The organism is Actinoplanes sp. G11-F43, from assembly GCF_050589265.1.
Lineage (GTDB): Bacteria > Actinomycetota > Actinomycetes > Mycobacteriales > Micromonosporaceae > Actinoplanes.
Genome location: NZ_JBNZCE010000025.1, coordinates 218,038 through 234,265, shown reverse-complemented (window position 1 = coordinate 234,265; position 16,228 = coordinate 218,038). Strand labels below are relative to the sequence as shown.

Annotated in this window: 14 protein-coding genes; 6 read left to right on the top strand and 8 right to left on the bottom strand. The window is 71.7% G+C overall.

Features of this window, described 5'->3' with window-relative positions; all coding sequences use genetic code 11:
- Positions 1–220: 220 nt before the first annotated feature.
- On the bottom strand, positions 221–3,046 hold the full coding sequence (locus ACQ0O7_RS29800; RefSeq protein WP_430786705.1) for a PAS domain S-box protein: 2,826 nt from the start codon (positions 3,044–3,046) through the stop codon (positions 221–223).
- 108 nt (positions 3,047–3,154) lie between these two features.
- On the opposite strand from ACQ0O7_RS29800, the gene ACQ0O7_RS29795 reads away from it, so the two are divergent.
- Entirely contained in the window at positions 3,155–4,507 is a 1,353-nt protein-coding gene (locus ACQ0O7_RS29795; RefSeq protein WP_430786703.1) for a chitinase, read from the top strand.
- Positions 4,508–4,593: 86 nt separating this feature from the next.
- On the opposite strand, the gene ACQ0O7_RS29790 is transcribed toward ACQ0O7_RS29795, so the two are convergent.
- A complete protein-coding gene (locus ACQ0O7_RS29790) occupies positions 4,594–5,436 on the bottom strand; it encodes a hypothetical protein (RefSeq protein WP_430786701.1) in 843 nt (280 codons plus the stop codon).
- Between the two features lie 68 nt (positions 5,437–5,504).
- Between ACQ0O7_RS29790 and ACQ0O7_RS29785 the strand changes: the two genes are divergently transcribed.
- Positions 5,505–6,209 (top strand): AraC family transcriptional regulator, encoded by a 705-nt coding sequence (locus tag ACQ0O7_RS29785; RefSeq protein ID WP_430786699.1) that lies wholly within the window; start codon positions 5,505–5,507, stop codon positions 6,207–6,209.
- 11 nt (positions 6,210–6,220) lie between these two features.
- Here the strand turns inward: ACQ0O7_RS29785 and ACQ0O7_RS29780 are convergent, their stop codons facing one another.
- Both ACQ0O7_RS29780 and ACQ0O7_RS29775 read right to left on the bottom strand, forming a co-directional pair.
- Positions 6,221–7,450 carry a TadE/TadG family type IV pilus assembly protein gene (locus ACQ0O7_RS29780; RefSeq protein ID WP_430786697.1) on the bottom strand — a complete coding sequence of 410 codons (1,230 nt, stop codon included), beginning with the start codon at positions 7,448–7,450 and terminating at the stop codon, positions 6,221–6,223.
- Positions 7,451–7,458: 8 nt separating this feature from the next.
- Positions 7,459–8,454: a GlxA family transcriptional regulator gene (locus tag ACQ0O7_RS29775; protein ID WP_430786695.1), complete on the bottom strand. Its 996-nt coding sequence runs from the start codon at positions 8,452–8,454 to the stop codon at positions 7,459–7,461.
- 52 nt (positions 8,455–8,506) lie between these two features.
- Between ACQ0O7_RS29775 and ACQ0O7_RS29770 the strand changes: the two genes are divergently transcribed.
- Together ACQ0O7_RS29770 and ACQ0O7_RS29765 are read left to right on the top strand one after the other, a co-directional pair.
- Complete coding sequence (locus ACQ0O7_RS29770; RefSeq protein WP_430786693.1) at positions 8,507–9,112, top strand: DJ-1/PfpI family protein; 606 nt, start codon at positions 8,507–8,509, stop codon at positions 9,110–9,112.
- 285 nt (positions 9,113–9,397) lie between these two features.
- A complete protein-coding gene (locus ACQ0O7_RS29765) occupies positions 9,398–9,925 on the top strand; it encodes a peptidase M23 (RefSeq protein ID WP_430786691.1) in 528 nt (175 codons plus the stop codon).
- A 1,152-nt stretch (positions 9,926–11,077) separates the two neighbouring features.
- Here ACQ0O7_RS29765 and ACQ0O7_RS29760 read toward each other — a convergent pair.
- Entirely contained in the window at positions 11,078–11,602 is a 525-nt protein-coding gene (locus tag ACQ0O7_RS29760; RefSeq protein WP_430786689.1) for a CGNR zinc finger domain-containing protein, read from the bottom strand.
- 208 nt (positions 11,603–11,810) lie between these two features.
- Between ACQ0O7_RS29760 and ACQ0O7_RS29755 the strand changes: the two genes are divergently transcribed.
- Entirely contained in the window at positions 11,811–12,113 is a 303-nt protein-coding gene (locus tag ACQ0O7_RS29755; protein ID WP_430786687.1) for a GlsB/YeaQ/YmgE family stress response membrane protein, read from the top strand.
- Positions 12,114–12,370: 257 nt separating this feature from the next.
- On the opposite strand, the gene ACQ0O7_RS29750 is transcribed toward ACQ0O7_RS29755, so the two are convergent.
- Complete coding sequence (locus ACQ0O7_RS29750; protein WP_430786685.1) at positions 12,371–13,036, bottom strand: hypothetical protein; 666 nt, start codon at positions 13,034–13,036, stop codon at positions 12,371–12,373.
- Between the two features lie 212 nt (positions 13,037–13,248).
- Between ACQ0O7_RS29750 and ACQ0O7_RS29745 the strand changes: the two genes are divergently transcribed.
- Positions 13,249–14,124 (top strand): TAXI family TRAP transporter solute-binding subunit, encoded by an 876-nt coding sequence (locus ACQ0O7_RS29745; RefSeq protein WP_430786683.1) that lies wholly within the window; start codon positions 13,249–13,251, stop codon positions 14,122–14,124.
- Here ACQ0O7_RS29745 and ACQ0O7_RS29740 read toward each other — a convergent pair.
- Both ACQ0O7_RS29740 and ACQ0O7_RS29735 read right to left on the bottom strand, forming a co-directional pair.
- The gene (locus ACQ0O7_RS29740) at positions 14,114–15,472 is read right to left on the bottom strand and encodes a sensor histidine kinase (RefSeq protein WP_430786681.1); all 1,359 of its coding nucleotides are present in this window, start codon (positions 15,470–15,472) and stop codon (positions 14,114–14,116) included. The genes ACQ0O7_RS29745 and ACQ0O7_RS29740 overlap by 11 nt on opposite strands.
- A gap of 9 nt (positions 15,473–15,481) precedes the next feature.
- The gene (locus ACQ0O7_RS29735) at positions 15,482–16,141 is read right to left on the bottom strand and encodes a response regulator transcription factor (protein ID WP_430786679.1); all 660 of its coding nucleotides are present in this window, start codon (positions 16,139–16,141) and stop codon (positions 15,482–15,484) included.
- Positions 16,142–16,228 lie beyond the last annotated feature (87 nt).

Sequence of the window (16,228 nt, the reverse complement as noted above, 5' to 3'; positions counted from 1 at the left end):
GGGAGCGGCGCACCGGACGCGGCACACGACGGCGAGCGGCGCACCGGAACGCGGCACACGACGGGGAGCGGCGCATTCGCCCGGCGGTCGCCGGACGGTCCGGTGTGCCGCCCGGCTCGCGCGGACGAGGCGGGACGATCCGATTTCCAGGACCCGGTCGGCGTACCCCCCAAGGGGTTGAGAAACGACGGAGGCCGGGAGATGGGCGCGGAACCGGTGGTCACGGACTGTCGGGCTGGGGGGCGCGCTCGCCCGGCGGCAGTGCGCAGACCTTCAGCACCTCCTGGCAGAGATTGTCCAGGCGGGAGACCGAGCGGGCGATCGCGGTGACCGCCCGCTGCTGCGGTGGGGCCAGCTCGTCCGCACCGCTGAGCAGTGACTCGGTGTAACCGCTGATCGTGGTCAGTGGGGTACGGATCTCGTGCGACAGGATGCTCATCAGGTCGCGTTTCATCGCGTCCGCCTCGGCCAGCGCGGTGTTGGTGTGCTGGAGTTCGGCGTTGCGCTCGCCGAGGGCGCGGTTGGCGACGTCCCGGTCGCGTTCGGCCGACACCCGGGCCGAGATGTCGGTGACCGCGGTGATGATGGTGGCCGGCCGGTCCAGGTGGTCGCGCAGCAGCGACACCCCGATCTGCGCCTCCACGATCCGGCCGTCCGCGGCGATCAGCCGCTGGTGCCGGTCGCCGCCCGCGTCGCCGACGAACAGGCCGGCGGCGGCCGCCCAGTTCAGGTGCCTGTCGTCGGGGTGGGTGAGGCTGTCGATGGTTCGCCCGGCCAGTTCGTCGGTGGCGTAGCCGAGGATGCCGGCGAGCGCCGGATTGGCCTGGATGACCGTGCCGTCGACGTGCAGCATCGCCTGCCCGACGGTGGAGAGCGCGAACTGGGCGTGCAGCAGCCGCTCGCGGTCGGCCAGCGCCGACTCGGCCTTGCGGCGGTCGGTGACGTCCAGGTTGACCTCCAGGATCGCGGCCGGCGCGCCGTAGTCGTCGTACTGCACCGACTGATGGCTGTGCACGGTCAGCCGGGTGCCGTCGCTGCGCAGCTGGTCCAGCTCGCCCTCCCAGCGGCTCTCCCCGGCCAGCCCGGCGTCCACCTCGGCCCGGCCGGCCGGGTACCGGGTGTCCAGCAGCCGGTCGCTGCTCTTGCCGACGACCGCCGTCGACGGCCAGCCGTAGGTCAGCTCGGCGCCGGTGTTCCAGCCGATGATCCGGGAGTCCAGGTCGCGGACGATCACCGCGATCGGGGCCAGGCGCAGCAGTTCGGCCTGCTGCTCGGCGACCGCCTTCGCGTGGTGACGTTCGGTCACGTCGGAGCAGAGGCCGTCGACGAACAGCCGGTCGCCGTCGCGCCGCGGCACACCCCGGGTCCAGATCCAGCGGGTCACCCCGTCCAGCCCGGCCATCCGGCACTCGATCTCGGCGGGCTGCTCGTCGCGGAGCTGGTCGACGTACCGGCGGTAGTTGTCCAGATCGTCGTCGTGGATGTTGCGGGCCAGGTGCTCGGTCATGTCCTGCTCGGCGGTGACCGTCTCCAGGCCGGCGCCGAACACCGCCTGGATGTTGCCCTGTGCGTGCACGGTGCGGGCCTGCCCGTCCGGCAGCAGTTCCACCGTCCACAGGAAGTCGGTCAGGTTGTCGACGATCCGGGCCAGCGAATCCCGCGCCACCGCCAGCTCCCGGTCCAGGTCGGCGGCGCGGCGCCGTTGCACCGCCTGACCGATGTACGCCGACACGCTCTCCAGGCTCGCGATCAGCTCGTCGTCGCGGACGTCCCGGCGCCGGTGATCGGCGATCATCAGCACCCCGACCACTTCGGCGCCGTCCCGCACCGGCACCGCCGCGACCGCGTGCAGCCCGGCCTCCCCGGCTTCGGCGGCCCGCGGCAGGTCGCTGCTCGGCAGGTCGGCGATCCACTGCGAGGCGCCGGCCGCCCACACCGTTCCGGGCACACCCACCCCGGGGGCGTACGCCCGGGTCACCTCCATCAGGGTGGCGATCTTCGGATCGGTGCTGTAGACCGCCAGCCGTTCCAGGCACGACTGGTCCGGGGTGCGGTGCCAGTATTCGAGGTACGGCCAGCCCAGCCGGCCGCCCAGCCCGGTCACCACGTCCCGGGCCGCCTCCTGCGCGGTGCCGCCCTGCAGCAGGATGCCCGCGACGGCCTGTTCGGTGTCGCGCAGATGCTGGGTGCGTTTGCGGTCCGAGATGTCCCGGACGAAGGTGTGAAAGGCGTGCCCGTCCGGGTCGACCAGGACCGACAGCGCGAGTTCGGCGGGGAAGACCCGGCCGTCGCGGTGCAGCAGTTCCACCTCGACCCGCTGCCCGGCCATCGCGGCCTCGGTGAGGTTCTCCAGCCCGGCCGTGTCGGCGCGCAGCCGCTCCGGGATGATCAGCTCGATCACCGGCCGCCCGATCGCCTCGGCGGCGGTCCAGCCGAAGGTCTGCTCGGCGGCCTGGTTCCAGCCGGTCACCACACCCCGGCTGTCGCCGGCGATGAAGGCGTCCAGGGTGGTGTCGACGAACCGCTGCGAGCGGGCTGCCACCTGCTCGGTCTCCCGGGTGGCCATCCGGGCGGCGATCTCCGAGGCGGCGGCCAGCCCGAGGTCCTCCATCAGCTCGATGTCGGCCGGCGACCAGATCCGGGGTTCGTGGTCGACGACGCAGAGGGTGCCGAGCACGGACCGGTCCGGGGATCGCAGCGGTACGCCGAGATAGGCGATCGCCTGGTACTCCTCGATCGACGGGTTGCCACCCAGCACCGGATCGATCCGGGCGTCGTCGACGGAGAGCGTCCGGCCCGACTCCACCACATGCTTGCAGTAGGAGTGCGAGAGTGGAATCTGCCGGGTGGCGGCCAGTTCGCCGGCCAGCCCGGTCCCGGCGGCGAAGTACTGCCGGTCGGCCTCGACCAGGGAGACCGCCGAGACCGGCGCGTTCAGCAGGCGGGAGGCCAGCGCGGTGAGCCGCTGCAGGGCTTCCGAGGGCGCGCCGTCCACCAGGCCGGTCGCGTCCACCTGCGCCAGCCGGGCCGGGTCCTGCACCGCCATGCCGAGCTCTGCCGTCTGTGCCGCCACGTCAGGTATGTCGGCACCGGGGGCGCAGACTTGACAGGGCGAACTGTTTACTTCTTCAGTTAACAGTCCTAATAATTAGCCATGCGTCGATCAGTGATCCTGGCGGTGGCGGCGACATTGGCCGCCGCGTGCTCAACCGTCTACGTGGCGGCGACCGCTAGTGCGGCCGTGGCCTGCGCCCCGGCCTGGAGCGCCACCTCCGTCTACGTCAAGGACAACGTCGCCTCCAAGGGTGGCCACAACTACACGGCCAAGTGGTGGACCCAGGGTGAGGATCCGGTCCTCAAGAGTGCGCAGTGGGACGTGTGGGTCAACAGTGGGGCCTGCGGTGGCGGCCCGTCGCCCAGTGCGTCCTCCTCTCCCTCCGCCTCGCCTACCCCCACCCCGAGTACCTCCATCCCCACCGGTGGTGTCCCGCGGCGGGCGCTGATCGGATACCTGCACGCCAGCTTCGCCAACGGGTCCGGCTATGTGCGGATGGCCGACGTGCCCGCCGACTGGGACATCGTCAACCTGTCCTTCGGTGAACCCACCACCGCCACCTCCGGCGACATCCGGTTCACCCTCTGCCCGGTCGCCGAATGCCCGAACGTGGAGTCCGAGGCCGAGTTCATCGCCGGAATCCGGGCCAAACGGGCGGCCGGCAAGAAGGTGCTGCTCTCCATCGGCGGGGCCAACGGCCAGGTGCAGCTCACCACCACCGCGGCCCGGGACGCGTTCGTCCGCTCGGTCAGCGCGATCATCGACAAGTACGGCCTGGACGGCGTCGACATCGACTTCGAGGGCCACTCGCTGTCCCTCGACACCGGCGACACCGACTTCCGCAACCCGACCACGCCCGTCATCGTCAACCTGATCAGCGCGGTCAAGAGCCTCAAGGCACGGTACGGGGCCGGCTTCGTGCTGACCATGGCACCGGAGACGTTCTTCGTGCAGCTCGGCTACCAGTACTACGGGTCGGGGCCGTGGGGTGGGCAGGATCCGCGCGCCGGCTCGTACCTCCCGGTGATCCACGCCCTCCGGGACGACATCACCGTCCTGCACGTGCAGGACTACAACTCCGGCTCGATCATGGGGCTGGACGACCAGTACCACTCGATGGGTGGCGCCGACTTCCACATCGCGATGACCGACATGCTGCTGGCCGGCTTCCCGGTGGCCGGCAACCCGGACCGGGTGTTCCCGCCGCTGCGCGAGAACCAGATCGCGTTCGGCGCCCCCAGCTCGGTCAGCGCCGGCAACGGGTATGTGGCGCCGTCCGCGGTGCAGCAGGCGGTGACCTGCCTGGTGAAGGGTTCCCAGTGCGGCTCGTACACCCCGCGCAGCGGCCTGAACCCGGACTTCCGCGGTCTGATGACGTGGTCGATCAACTGGGACCGGTTCTACGGCTGGGAGTTCAAGAACAGTCACCGCCCCTTCCTGAACGGCCTGTAGTCACGGTTCGATGAACCGCGGTGNCCGCCGCGGCGCTTTCGTGTGCCGACTTGCGGCTCGATTCGAGCCGTAAGTCGGCACACTTTCTAGAGGCGCCGGTAGGAGCGGAGGGTATCGACCGCCTGGACCGTCACCATGCCGCGCCACTCCAGGCGGGACGCCTCGCTCGGCGGCTCCCAGGTGACCGCCCAGCCGCCGTCCTCCTGCTGACCGGCGGCCAGATGATCCAGATGTGCGCCGATCTGCTCGTCGGTGAAGAATCGGCGCCACGGCGAATCGGCAGTCGGCGCGATCTGCAACGGCGTCAGCCCGTACTCGCCCGGCCGCGGCATCGGGTGGAACGACTCGTGCGCGCTCAGCTGATCGATGACGGCCGGGGCCTTCGCCAGCGCCCGCTCCCGGTCCGGCACGTGCGCCAGGAACACCAGCACCTCGGACAGCGCGTGCGCCTCGTCCGGCAGCTCGCCCGACTCGATCACGTCCCAGCAGTACCGGCTCGCCTCCGCCCGCCACGGGTGATCGACCCCGAGCCGGTGGAGGAGCCCGGCCAGCCCGGCGGTCGGGTTGACGCCCGGCACATACGTCCAATCGGTCCAGTGCGCGGCCCGCGGATAGTCCTCGATGACCGGAGACGCCAACGGCACCGCACCGTCGACAGTGACCGTGGTCAGGTAGTCGCATGCCGCCCTCACCATGTCCTCGCCGGCCGCCCCGACGGTGGCCAGCGCCTGGAACGCCACCTCGGCATCGATCGGAAGACTGGCCGGGCAGCGTTTGTCCGGTTCCAGCCCGTGACCGAAACCGCCGTCGTCGTTCTGATGGGCGCGCAGCGCGCGGACCACACCCGCGCGGTCGCCGGCGAAGAGGCGACGTTCCAGCAGACGTGCCTCACGGTCCAGAAAGCGGCTCGCGGCCGGAAGGATGCTCATACCCGCAACGCTAGAGCGCGGGCCCGGCGGCGGTCTTGAAGAAAACGGCCGCCGGGGATACTGGGCTCATGGCCTACACCGAGTGGCAGCCGCCGCCCGCCCTGCGCCCGGCGGTCGCCTGCCTGTGGCACCGCGACGTGGCCGGGGCGTCGGTGCCGGGCCTGATCCTGCCGGACGGCTGCGTGGACCTGATCTGGCAGAGCGGCCGGGGCGTCTTCCTGGCCGGCCCCGACACCAGACCGATTCCGACCACCCCAGGTCGAGATCACACCCTGATCGGCGTACGGCTGAGGCCCGGCGCCGGCGGCACCGTCCTGGGCCTCCCGCTGGACGAGGTGCGCAATCTCCGCGTCGACCTGTCCGACCTGGCGGCCACCCCCGCCCGGCCCGTTCCACCGGACCTGTCCCCGGCCGCGGCGCTGCGCCGCCTGGTGGCGCTGACCGGCGCGTTCGTCGCGGAGCGCCCGCCCGACCCGGCGATGATGGAAGCGGCCCGCCTGCTGTCGGACCCGGCGGCCCGGGTGCACGAGCTGCCCGCCCGGCTGCACCTCAGCGAGCGTCAGTTACGCCGCCGTTTCACCGCGGCCGTCGGTTACGGGCCGAAGACCCTGCACCGGGTGCTGCGCTTCCACCGTTTCCGGCACCTGCTCGGCACCACCCCGGGCCGCGGCCTGGCCGAGCTGGCGGCGGCGGCCGGATACACCGATCAGGCCCACCTGACCCGCGAGTCGGTGGCCCTGTCCGGCCGCACCCCCACGGCCCACGCCGGCTGACCGGGCACGCCTCAGCCGATCCGCCCGACGACCGTCGCGCCGAAGTTGCGGCCGTTGCCGAAGACCGGCGAGTGGCGGGGCAGCAGCACCTTGGTGAAATAGCCGTAGATGCAGCTGCCGGTGCCGCACAGCACGGTCTGCAGCGCGCCCAGCAGGCTGCCGCTGAGCAGGCTGGTCACGCCGGTGAGCACACCGCTGAGCAGCCCGGTGTAACCGGTGACGACGAACGGCGCGAACCCCACGATGTGGTACTGCGGGGCCAGCGACACCAGCTCCGGCACGATCTTGTCGAAGATCGGCACCAGGATCGGGGCGCCGGCGGTGCGCAGCGCCTGCAGCTTCTGCGCGCAGTACACGCCGACGAGCAGGCCGGACAGCACGAACGAGCGGGGCAGGTCGTCCACCTTCAGGTCGATCATGCAGTCGGCGTCCGGCGGGGTCAGGTCGGGGTTGGAGAGCCAGACGTACCCGCGGGGCCGGGTCAGGTCCACCGGGGTGGTGCAGGACGGCAGCGGCAGGCCGAGCGCGGTCAGCGGCAGCACCTGCGGGATGGCGCTGTCCTGGCCGGGAGCCGGGCTGGGCAGGCCGATCAGCTGGAACAGGCCGATGTCGTTGAGCAGCGTACCCAGCGGGTTGTAGAAGACCTGTCCGTTGTTGGTCATCCGCTCCCAGTCGCAGAGCGAGATGCCCAGGGCGAACACCTTGTCGACTGCCGGCGGCCCCCAGGCGACCCGGGCGCACGCCCCGACCCGGGTGCCCTGGTAGGTGCCGCCGGTGGCGACTCCGGCGAGGGCGGGCGGGATGATGGTGCCGCCGGTCCGGGTGATGGTGCTGGTGCGCACCTCGACCCAGTTCCCGGGGTAGGTGCCGACCGGGATCGGCGGCCGGGGCAGGCACTGTTTGGTGGTGTTCCAGGTGGGGCAGCCGGTGTCGTTGAAGCACAGCTGGGCGGCGGTCTGGCCGTCCAGGGCGTTGTTGCGGGCGTACGTCCCGGCGACCGTTGTCTGCGCGGCCGGGGTGCAGGCGGTGGGATCGTTGGCGCAGTTGATCGCCACCTTGAACGAGGCGGCGTCGGCCCCGGAGATCAACTGCTCACGTTCGTGGTAGAGCAGTCCGACATCGATCACCAGCGCACCCGAGCCGAACAGCACCGCGCTGCCGAGGAAGAGCGCGACGATCACGGCTACCCCACCGTGCTCGGAATCCCGTTTCCGCCGCCGCCGGATGAATGTGGTGAACACGCCCCGACTCAATCAAGGCCGGGACGGCTCCTCCGGCGGTCCGGCACATCTTGACCCCCGGGGGCCACCCGGAAGGCGGCCCGGTAAGCGAGCGGACTGGTGTCGTACGCCCGCCGGAACTGCAACCGCAGGTTGGCCGCACTGCCCAGCCCGGTCCGCCGGGCGATCTCCTCCACCGTCAGATCGCCGGACTCCAGCAGGATGCAGGCGGCCCGCAGCCGGGCGGTGATCAGCCAGGCGCGCGGGCTGGCGCCCAGCTCGGCGGTGAAGTCCCGGCTGAGCGTGCGGGTGGACAGCATCGCCCGGCGGGCCAGATCGGCCACCGTGATCGGCTGATCAAGGTTGGCCAGCGCCCAGTCGGTGACCTCGCGCAGCCGCCCGCCGGCCGGTGCGCTCGAGGCCAGCCGGAACTGCGCCTGCCCACCGGCCCGGTGCAGCGGGGTGACCATGTGCCGGGCCCGCCGCACCGCCGCCTGCGGCCCGTGGTCGAGGCCGATCAGATACAGACAGAGATCCAGCCCGGCGGCCAGCCCGGCACTGGTCAGCACGCTGCCCTCGTCGACGTAGAGGACCCCCGGATCGACCTCGACGGCCGGGTGCTCGCGGGCCAGGTCAGCGGCGTGCACCCAGTGCGTGGTGGCCCGGCGCCCGTCCAGCAGCCCGGCCTGGGCCAGCGCGAACGCCCCGCTGCAGATGGAGGCGACCCGGGCGCCGCGCCGGTGGGCGGCCCGCAGCGCGTCCAGCGCGATCTCCGGCACCGGGCCGCGCCGGAACCCGGGCACGATCACCGTGTCGGCGGCGGCGACCGCCTCCAGCCCGGCCTCGACGGTGATCCCGAACCCGGGCGTGGTGGTGGCGACCGGCCCGGCCGCCGTCGAGCAGAGCACCGCCCGGTAGCGGCCCAGCCCCTCATGACCGAACACCTGCGTGGCGATGGCCGCGTCGAACGCCACCACCGGCGGCAGCGCCAGCACCGCCACCAGCTTGGCCGATTCCTCACGCATGACGGCAAGCATGCCACTGGCGGGCCACCCGGCCGGCGGCGACGCTGGACCGATGAGAGTGGAGATCGTGGTCTTCGACGGATTCGACGAGCTGGACGCGTTCGGCCCGTTCGAGGTGCTGGCGGCGGCCGGCTTCGACGTGGCACTGGTGACCGCACACGAGCCGGGCCCGGTCACCAGCATGCGGGGCGTCCGGGTGGACGTGCCCACCCCACTGGGCCGGCCGGACGCGGTGGTGGTGGCCGGCGGCGGCTGGCTGAACCGGGCCGCACACGGCTCCTGGGCCGAGGCCCGGCGGGGTGTGCTGCCCCGGCGGCTGGCCGAAGTGGCCGGATCGGCCCGCTGGATGGCCTCGGTCTGCACCGGGAGCATGCTGCTGGCCGAGGCCGGCCTGCTCACCGGGCGCAACGCGACCACCAACCGGAACGCCTACGGCGAACTACGCGGGTACGGCGTGACCGTGATCGAGGAACGGGTGGTCGACGACGGCGACCGGATCACCGCCGGCGCCCTGTCCGCCGGCCTCGACCTGGGCCTGTGGCTGACCGAACGCGAACTCGGCCCGGACCGTGCCGCCCGGGTCGCCGCCAGCCTCGACTTCACCAGACGCGACCCGGTGTGGACCCGGACCAGCATCGGGATGGCCGGCGCCACCTGACAGCCGGGCCGGCCGGCGCCACCTGACAACCGGGCCGGCCGGCTCCCGCGGCAGCTGCCCGGCGGCGATCGGCAGGGCGTCACCGCCGACCGCCGGCCGGCCTCGACCACGCCGATCCGAGGCCGCCCGCTGCACCCCGCCCGGCGAGTCGGTGCCGGATCCCCGGCCGCCCGCTTCATCCCGCCCGGTGGCCACATTGATCGCAGAACTGTCCGGTGGGGTGAGGCGCCGCATGCCATCCGATCGATATCGTGCGAGCGGTTCGCGTTCCTGGAAGGTTCCGTCTTGCGCCTGCTCCTCACCGTAGTCGTCTCCGCCCTCGCCACCCTCCTGGTGCTCTCCCAGTTCCGGACGGCCGACGCCACCGTCGGCTGCCCCTCCCCCGCCGCCGCGCCGTCCACATCCTCCGAGTTGGACCGCTGGAGCAAGGAACAGGTGGCCAACGCCCGCATCATCGTCGAGATCGGAGCCGAACGCCGCATCCCGGTCCACGGCCAGGTGGTCGCGGTGGCCACCGCCCTGCAGGAGTCCACGTTGCGCAACCTGCGCGGCGGCGACCGGGACTCGATCGGCCTGTTCCAGCAGCGGCCCAGTCAGGGCTGGGGCACACCGAAGCAGCTGTCCGATCCGGCCTATCAGACCGGGAAGTTCTACGACAAGCTGGTGAAGATCAAGAACTGGGAGAAGATGCGCCTCACCGACGCCGCCCAGGCCGTGCAGATCTCGGCGTTCCCGGAGGCCTACGCCAAACACACCAAAACCGCCACCCGCCTGGTCACGGCCCTGTCCCCGTCCCCGGCCGGTTGCGGCTGACCCCCGGACCCGGTCGGCGCCTGCCCGGTTGGCGTCCGTCTCCGGGCAGGATTCTCCCTCTTCCCACCTTTTCGGTACGCCAGTAGGGCCCACACCGATCGGGACGCTCTGTCCGGTCCCCGCAAGGTGGGCGCCACTCCAGACCGCCCAGCGACCGCCGGGCCGAATGCGGTGGTCGCGGGATACACCGCAGCCCGCGGTAGCGGGCCAGTGACCAGCGGCGCGGCCCACCACCGGCCCCGAGCTCGGGTCCGCCGCTCCAGGCGGCGTCCGGCGGGCCGGGTCACGCGGTCCGAACCGCGCAGGGCGGGTCGCGCAGGCCGGGCCCCATGGGGCGGACCGCGTGGACCGGGCCGCATGGGGCGGACCGCATCGGGCGGGTCGCGTGGGCCGGGCCGCACGAGGCCGACCGCACGAGGCGAGTCTCGCGGGGCGGGTCAGCGCTCGGCGACGCGCCTCCGCATACCGGTCGACACCAGACAAGTTGTTTCCGCTGGGGGCAGTGCTCGGTGACGCGTCGTCGTGGGCTGCGTTCTGGTCTCGGTGGGCGATGGTTGCGGTTGGTAGCCATGGCGGCCGGTGCGGTCACGGTGTCGTCGACGCCACTCGCGGTAGCGCTCCCCTCAAGACCGCCTTCTCCGGCTGATCTTGTCCGATTTCCACCGATAAGAGCCGTCTTCCTTTAGCCCTCCCGCCCCACTCCCGCGAGATTTCACCGCAATTACTACCTCAGCGGCGATCTTGGAGGATTTACCACCGAATTCGGTGGTAAATCCTCCAAGATCGCCGATTTTCTGGTTGTTGCGACCGGCGGCGCGCTCCTCACGCGCCACACGAATGACACATATACATTGAATTAGATCAAAACGATCGGCATCAAGGGCTCGGTGGGCCGCCTCGACCGTGATCGACTTGCGTGCGCCCCGGGGCCGTGCGGAAGACACCACAACCGCAAGCGTTGCCGAGTAGCAACGACAGGCGGCCGCGAGCGGGTACAGGCGAGCGCGAGACGGGCTGTGTGCGCATGTGGGTGCGTCAAAGCGTGGGGCGGGTGAGCGTGGGGCGTGGGGCGTGGGGCGTGGAGCGGGGAGCGGGGAGCGTGGGGCGTGGGGCGTGGAGCGGGGAGCGGGGAGCGTGGGGCGGGTGAGGGCTTCAGTGGGTGGGGGTTCGGGCTCGGTGGCGGCGGACTGCGTCTCGGTTGCCGCAGGAGGGGGAGCAGTAACGCTGGCGGCCGGTGCGGCTGAAGTCGGCGAACGGGCGGGTGCAACCGGTGGCTGCGCAGCGGTTCAGGCGGTGGATGCCTCGGCCGGACAGGTGCTGGGCGGTTCCCACGCTGATCAACGCCCGTAAGGCGGCCGACAGCGGTAGGGACTCGTCTCGATAGTGGACGTGCCAGCCGTCGCCTGCGTGGTCGGTCAGGCGGGGGTGGGCTGAGGAGGCGGCCAGCAGCACGTTCAGGCGGCTGGCCCGGGTGTTGTGGTCGGGGGCGTCGATCACGGTCAGCCAGTCGGTCAGGAACGAATTCAGCTCCGTCAGGTCTCCGGCGTGGACCGGCATGTCCACGGTGAGACCTGCCGCACGGCAGCGGTCGGCCAGCTCGGCGGCGGTGGCGGGTGGGTCGGTCAGCAGGGCCAGGGCCAGCCGGACCGGCTCCTCGCCGTAAGGGTTGATCCGCATAATGGCATTACACCATGCTGGGTGGCATGCATCGACCAGAGGAAGATCACGTCTGGGGTACCCGGTCCAGTCATTTCACCAGCGAGGGGCGGGTCCGCTATCAGCACTGCGCTTGCGGCCGGTGGCGGGTTCTCACCGAGCGGCTCGGTGCCGCGACGTTTGACGCGCCTGTCACCCTGGGCATCGGTGGACCTTGAGGGGAGGCGCTGTGGACGCTCAGGATTATGTGACGGCGATCGTGTTCGGCGCGATCATCGGAGTGGTGGCGCGGGCCGTGTTGCCCGGGCGGCAGAGTATCGGCGTGATCCCGACGGTGCTGATCGGGATGGGTGCGGCGGTGGCCGGCACCTGGGCGGCGGATCGGTGGGAGCTGCACAGTGATCTGCTGTTCACCGTGGCGGGGCGCGGGTACGACTGGGCGGTGATCGGGGTTCAGGTGGGCATCGCGGTGGTCGGGGTGGCGATCGCGGCCCTGATGGTCAAGGCGTTCGACACCGAACGCGAGAACTGAGACACCACGCGCGAACTGAGACACCACACGAGAGCGAGATGCCACGCGAGGGCGAGATGCCACGCGAGAGCGGGATGGCACACGAGAGCGGGATGCCACGCGCGGACGAGACACCGCACGAAGACAAGACGTCGTGGGGACGGGACGCCGCGTGAGGACGAGAGCGCCGCGCGCGGCGGGCGATCAGAGGGTGGACATGGAGCGCTCGACCGCCGGACAGGACGGTCGAGCGCTCACCCCCGTACCGCAATCAAGGTTTAGACCAGGGCGTTGTCCCGCAACCGCAACCGGGGCGGGGTCGCCGGGAGTAGGTCGGCGGCGTCGGCGGGCACGGTGACCACCACGCAACCGCTGCGCCTGGTGACCTCGGCGGTCACGCCGAGCAGCCGGGCCGCGCGGACCAGGACGGCCGCGATCTCCTGGTCCCGGATCATCACGGACAGGATGTGCCGGCGGCGGCGGTGACCGGCGGCCAGTAGCGCGGCCCGCCAGGCGGCCTGGGCGAGGGTGAGGCGCTGGGTGTTGCGGGGTGAGGAGGCGCCGAGGGGTTCGGCGCCGAGCAGGGCCTGCCGGCCCTGACGCCAGGCGGCGTCGAGCATCCGGGAGGTGGCGTGCCGTTGTGATTCGTGGACCAGGACGCGTTCCACCGAGTAGCGGCGGCGCTCCCCGCCGGAGCGGGTGTCCCGCCGGGTCATGCAGCCGAGGCCGGCGAGCAGGAACTCCAGGCGTTCGGCCGGGTCCTCCCGGTCGAATTCGGCGAGTGCCTCACCGGCGCGCGGTACGGCTTTCAACGGGCCCGGCCGGAGGGTGCGGCTGGTGTCCACACACTCGACGAGGCAGGCCGACTCGAAGGCGGCGGGTAGCGCGCCGGCGAGTACGACGGCGCGTGTGGCGGCGTGATCCAACGTCGCGGTACGGTCCATCGACCTCTCCTCTCCCGTGGTTTGTCACGCCACCGTCTCCGATCGGCCGTTCGGCCGGTACACCCGTGACGCAGACTTGAGGGAAACTTGCGCGGACCGGGCCCTCCCGCGTAGGGAAACACAGTGATCTTGGAAGCACCGTGACCCTCGGAAGCACCGTGACCCTCGGAAAAAGCCGCCGGATGGCGTTGGCCGGTCTGACCCTACTCCTCATGATCACTGCCTGTGGTCGCAGCGAGACGCAGGAGCGTCAGGTGCGGATCGCCACCGGTAGCCCGACAGCGGTCTACTACGCGATCGGTGCCGCGCTGAGTGGGATCATCGAGCAGGAGCTGCCGAACGTGGACGCCAGCGTGCTGGTCACCGCGGCGTCGGCGGAGAATCTCGAACTCGTCACCCGGGGTGCGGCCGAGGTGGGTTTCACCCAGTCCGACGTGCTGGTCACCGGTGGGAAGCCGAAACCGTCGATGGTGGCGCTCGCCCGGGTCTACGACGATCTGCTGCACCTGGTGGTCCGGGCGGACAGCGGGATCGAGGAGCTGTCCGGGCTGAAGGGCCGCCGGGTGTCGGTCGGCGCGCGTGGTTCGGGCACCACGGTGACGGTGGACCGGCTGCTGTCGGTGGCCGGGATGTCGTCGTCGATCAAGCGCCGGGAGCTGAGCCTGGACGATTCGATCGCGGCGATGCGGAACCGGGAGATCGACGCGTTCTTCTTCTCCGGCGGGCTGCCGGTGAACGGGATCAAGAAGGCCGGCGGGGAGATCGGCATCCGGCTGATCGGGCTGTCCGACTGGGCGGCCGAGTTGCGCCGGGTCTACAGCGACGTGTACGTGGTGCGGGACGTCCCGACGTCGGCCTACTCGGTGCCCCCGGTGGCCACGGTGGCGGTGCCGAACCTGCTGGTGGCGTCGGAGACGATGCCGGAGGATCTGGCGTACGACCTGACCCGGCTCCTGATGGAACGCCGTGGCGCGCTGGCCACCGCGCATCCGGCCGCCGAGCGTCTCGACCTGCGGGCGGCGATCTCGACGTTGCCGGTGCCGCTGCATCCGGGGGCGGCACGCTACTACCGGTCGGTCAAGCCGTGAAGCGGATCGTCGCGGCCAGGCCGCCGGAGTCCGCCGGGGCCAGGGTGAACCGCCCGCCGGAGGCCTCCACCAGCACGGTGACGATGGACAGTCCGAGGCCGGCGCCGTCCACGTTCTGCGCGTCCGGGGCCCGCCAGAACCGTTCGGTGGCCTGACGGCACTGGTCGGCGGTCATCCCGGGGCCGGTGTCCCGGACGGTCACCTCCGCTCCCCCGTCCGTCGCCGTCAACTCCACCTCGACCCGGCCGCCCGGCGGGGTGAACTTCAGCGCGTTGTCGATCAGCGCGTCGAGGGCCTGGTCCAGCGCGGTGGCCACCGACCGGATCGGCACCGGCTCGTCGGGCACGTCGGCGGTCAGGTCGACTCCGCGCCGTTCGGCCAGTGGCAGCCAGGCTTTGACCCGGTCGGTGGTCAGCCCGGCCGCGTCGGCGATCTCCAGCCCGGGACGGCCACGTTCGGCCTGGGCCAGGGCCAGCAGCCCGTCCAGCACCCCGGCCAGCCGGTCGGTCTCCTCCAGCGCCGACTCCCGGTCGGCCCGCAGGTATTCGTCGTCGTAGTGGCTGCCCAGGTCCTCGATGCGCAGCCGGAGCACGGTGAGCGGGTTGCGCAGCTGGTGGCTGGCGTGGGCGACGAACTCACGCTGCCGCTGCATCGCCTCGGACACCGCGTCGGCCATCTCGTTGAAGCTGGCCGACAGCCGGCGCAGCTCGGGCGGGCCCAGGCCGGGTGGCACCCGGGCGGCGCTGTCGCCGGCGGCGATCTCGTGGGCGGCCGCGTCCAGCCCGGTCACCGGTTTGAGCACCCAGCCGGCCAGCCGGTGCGCGGTGGTCAGGCAGGCGGCCACCGCGAGCACCCCGACCAGGGCCAGCACCAGCCACACCGACAGCACGGCGCGGCGGCTGCGGTCGGTCGGTGAGACGGTCAGGATGACACCCAGCACGGCGCCGCCGTCACTGATCGGGACGGCCACCACCAGCGGTTCGCGCTCCCACGGCCACAGGGTGGCGGGGCTGCCGACCTGGTGCCCGGCGAGCGCCCCGCGGATCGCCGGCTCCGGGTGCTCCGGGAACGAGCCGTAGACGCTGAGCAGCCGCTGGTCCTGGTCGACGAGCATGGTGCCGATGCCGTACAGCTCCTGGTAGCGGCGCAGCTCCTCGGTGAGGGTGTCCAACTCGCCGCTGCGGACCGCGGGCGCGGCCAGTGAGGCGAACCGGGTGGCGTCGGCGAGCCGGTCGGCGACGGCACGCTCGGTCTCCCGGCTGGCCACCGTGACGGCCAGCGGGATCTCCAGGGCGAGCAGCGTGATGCACAGCAGCAGCAGGTAGGTGACCACCAGCCGCCTGCGCACCCGACCTCCCTACGTTGCCCGCAAACGGTAGCCGACGCCCCGGACGGTCTGCACCAGGTCGGCGTCTCCCAGTTTGGTACGCAACGAGGCCACGTGGACCTCCAGGGTGTGTTTGCCGGACCAGGTGGTCTGCCAGACGTCCAGCATGATGCGCTCGCGGGTGAGTGCCACCCCGGGCTGGCGGGCCAGTGAGGCCAGGATGTCGAACTCCTTGCGGGTCAGGTTGGCCGGGGTGCGATGCACCTCGACGGTGCGCGCGCCGAGGTCGATGCGCAGCGGCCCGACCTGCACGATCGTCGGGGCGGCCGGGGCCTGCCGGACCGAGCGGCGCAGCAGCGCCTCGATCCGGGCCTGCAGCTCGGCCATCGAGAACGGTTTGACCACGTAGTCGTCGGCGCCGGTGCGCAGCCCGGTGACCCGGTCGCGCTCCTCGCCGCGGGCGGTGACGGCGATGATGCCCAGGTGCTCGTTGCGGGCGCGCAGGGTGCGGCACACGTCGAGGCCGTCGCCGTCGGGCAGGTTGAGGTCGAGCAGCACCAGGTCGGCGGGTGCGGCCTCGAGGGCGGCGGTGGCCGTGGCGGCGTGCTCCACCGCGTAGCCCCGGCGTTGCAGCATCGAGGTCATCACCGCACCGACCCGGCGGTCGTCCTCCACGAGCAAAATCCGCATCGGTCTCCGCCCCCTCGTCGATCGAAGGCCGAACGGTAATCGGCGTTTGTTTCCGGGAGACGTCCGGAAACCACTCGCAGCATATTG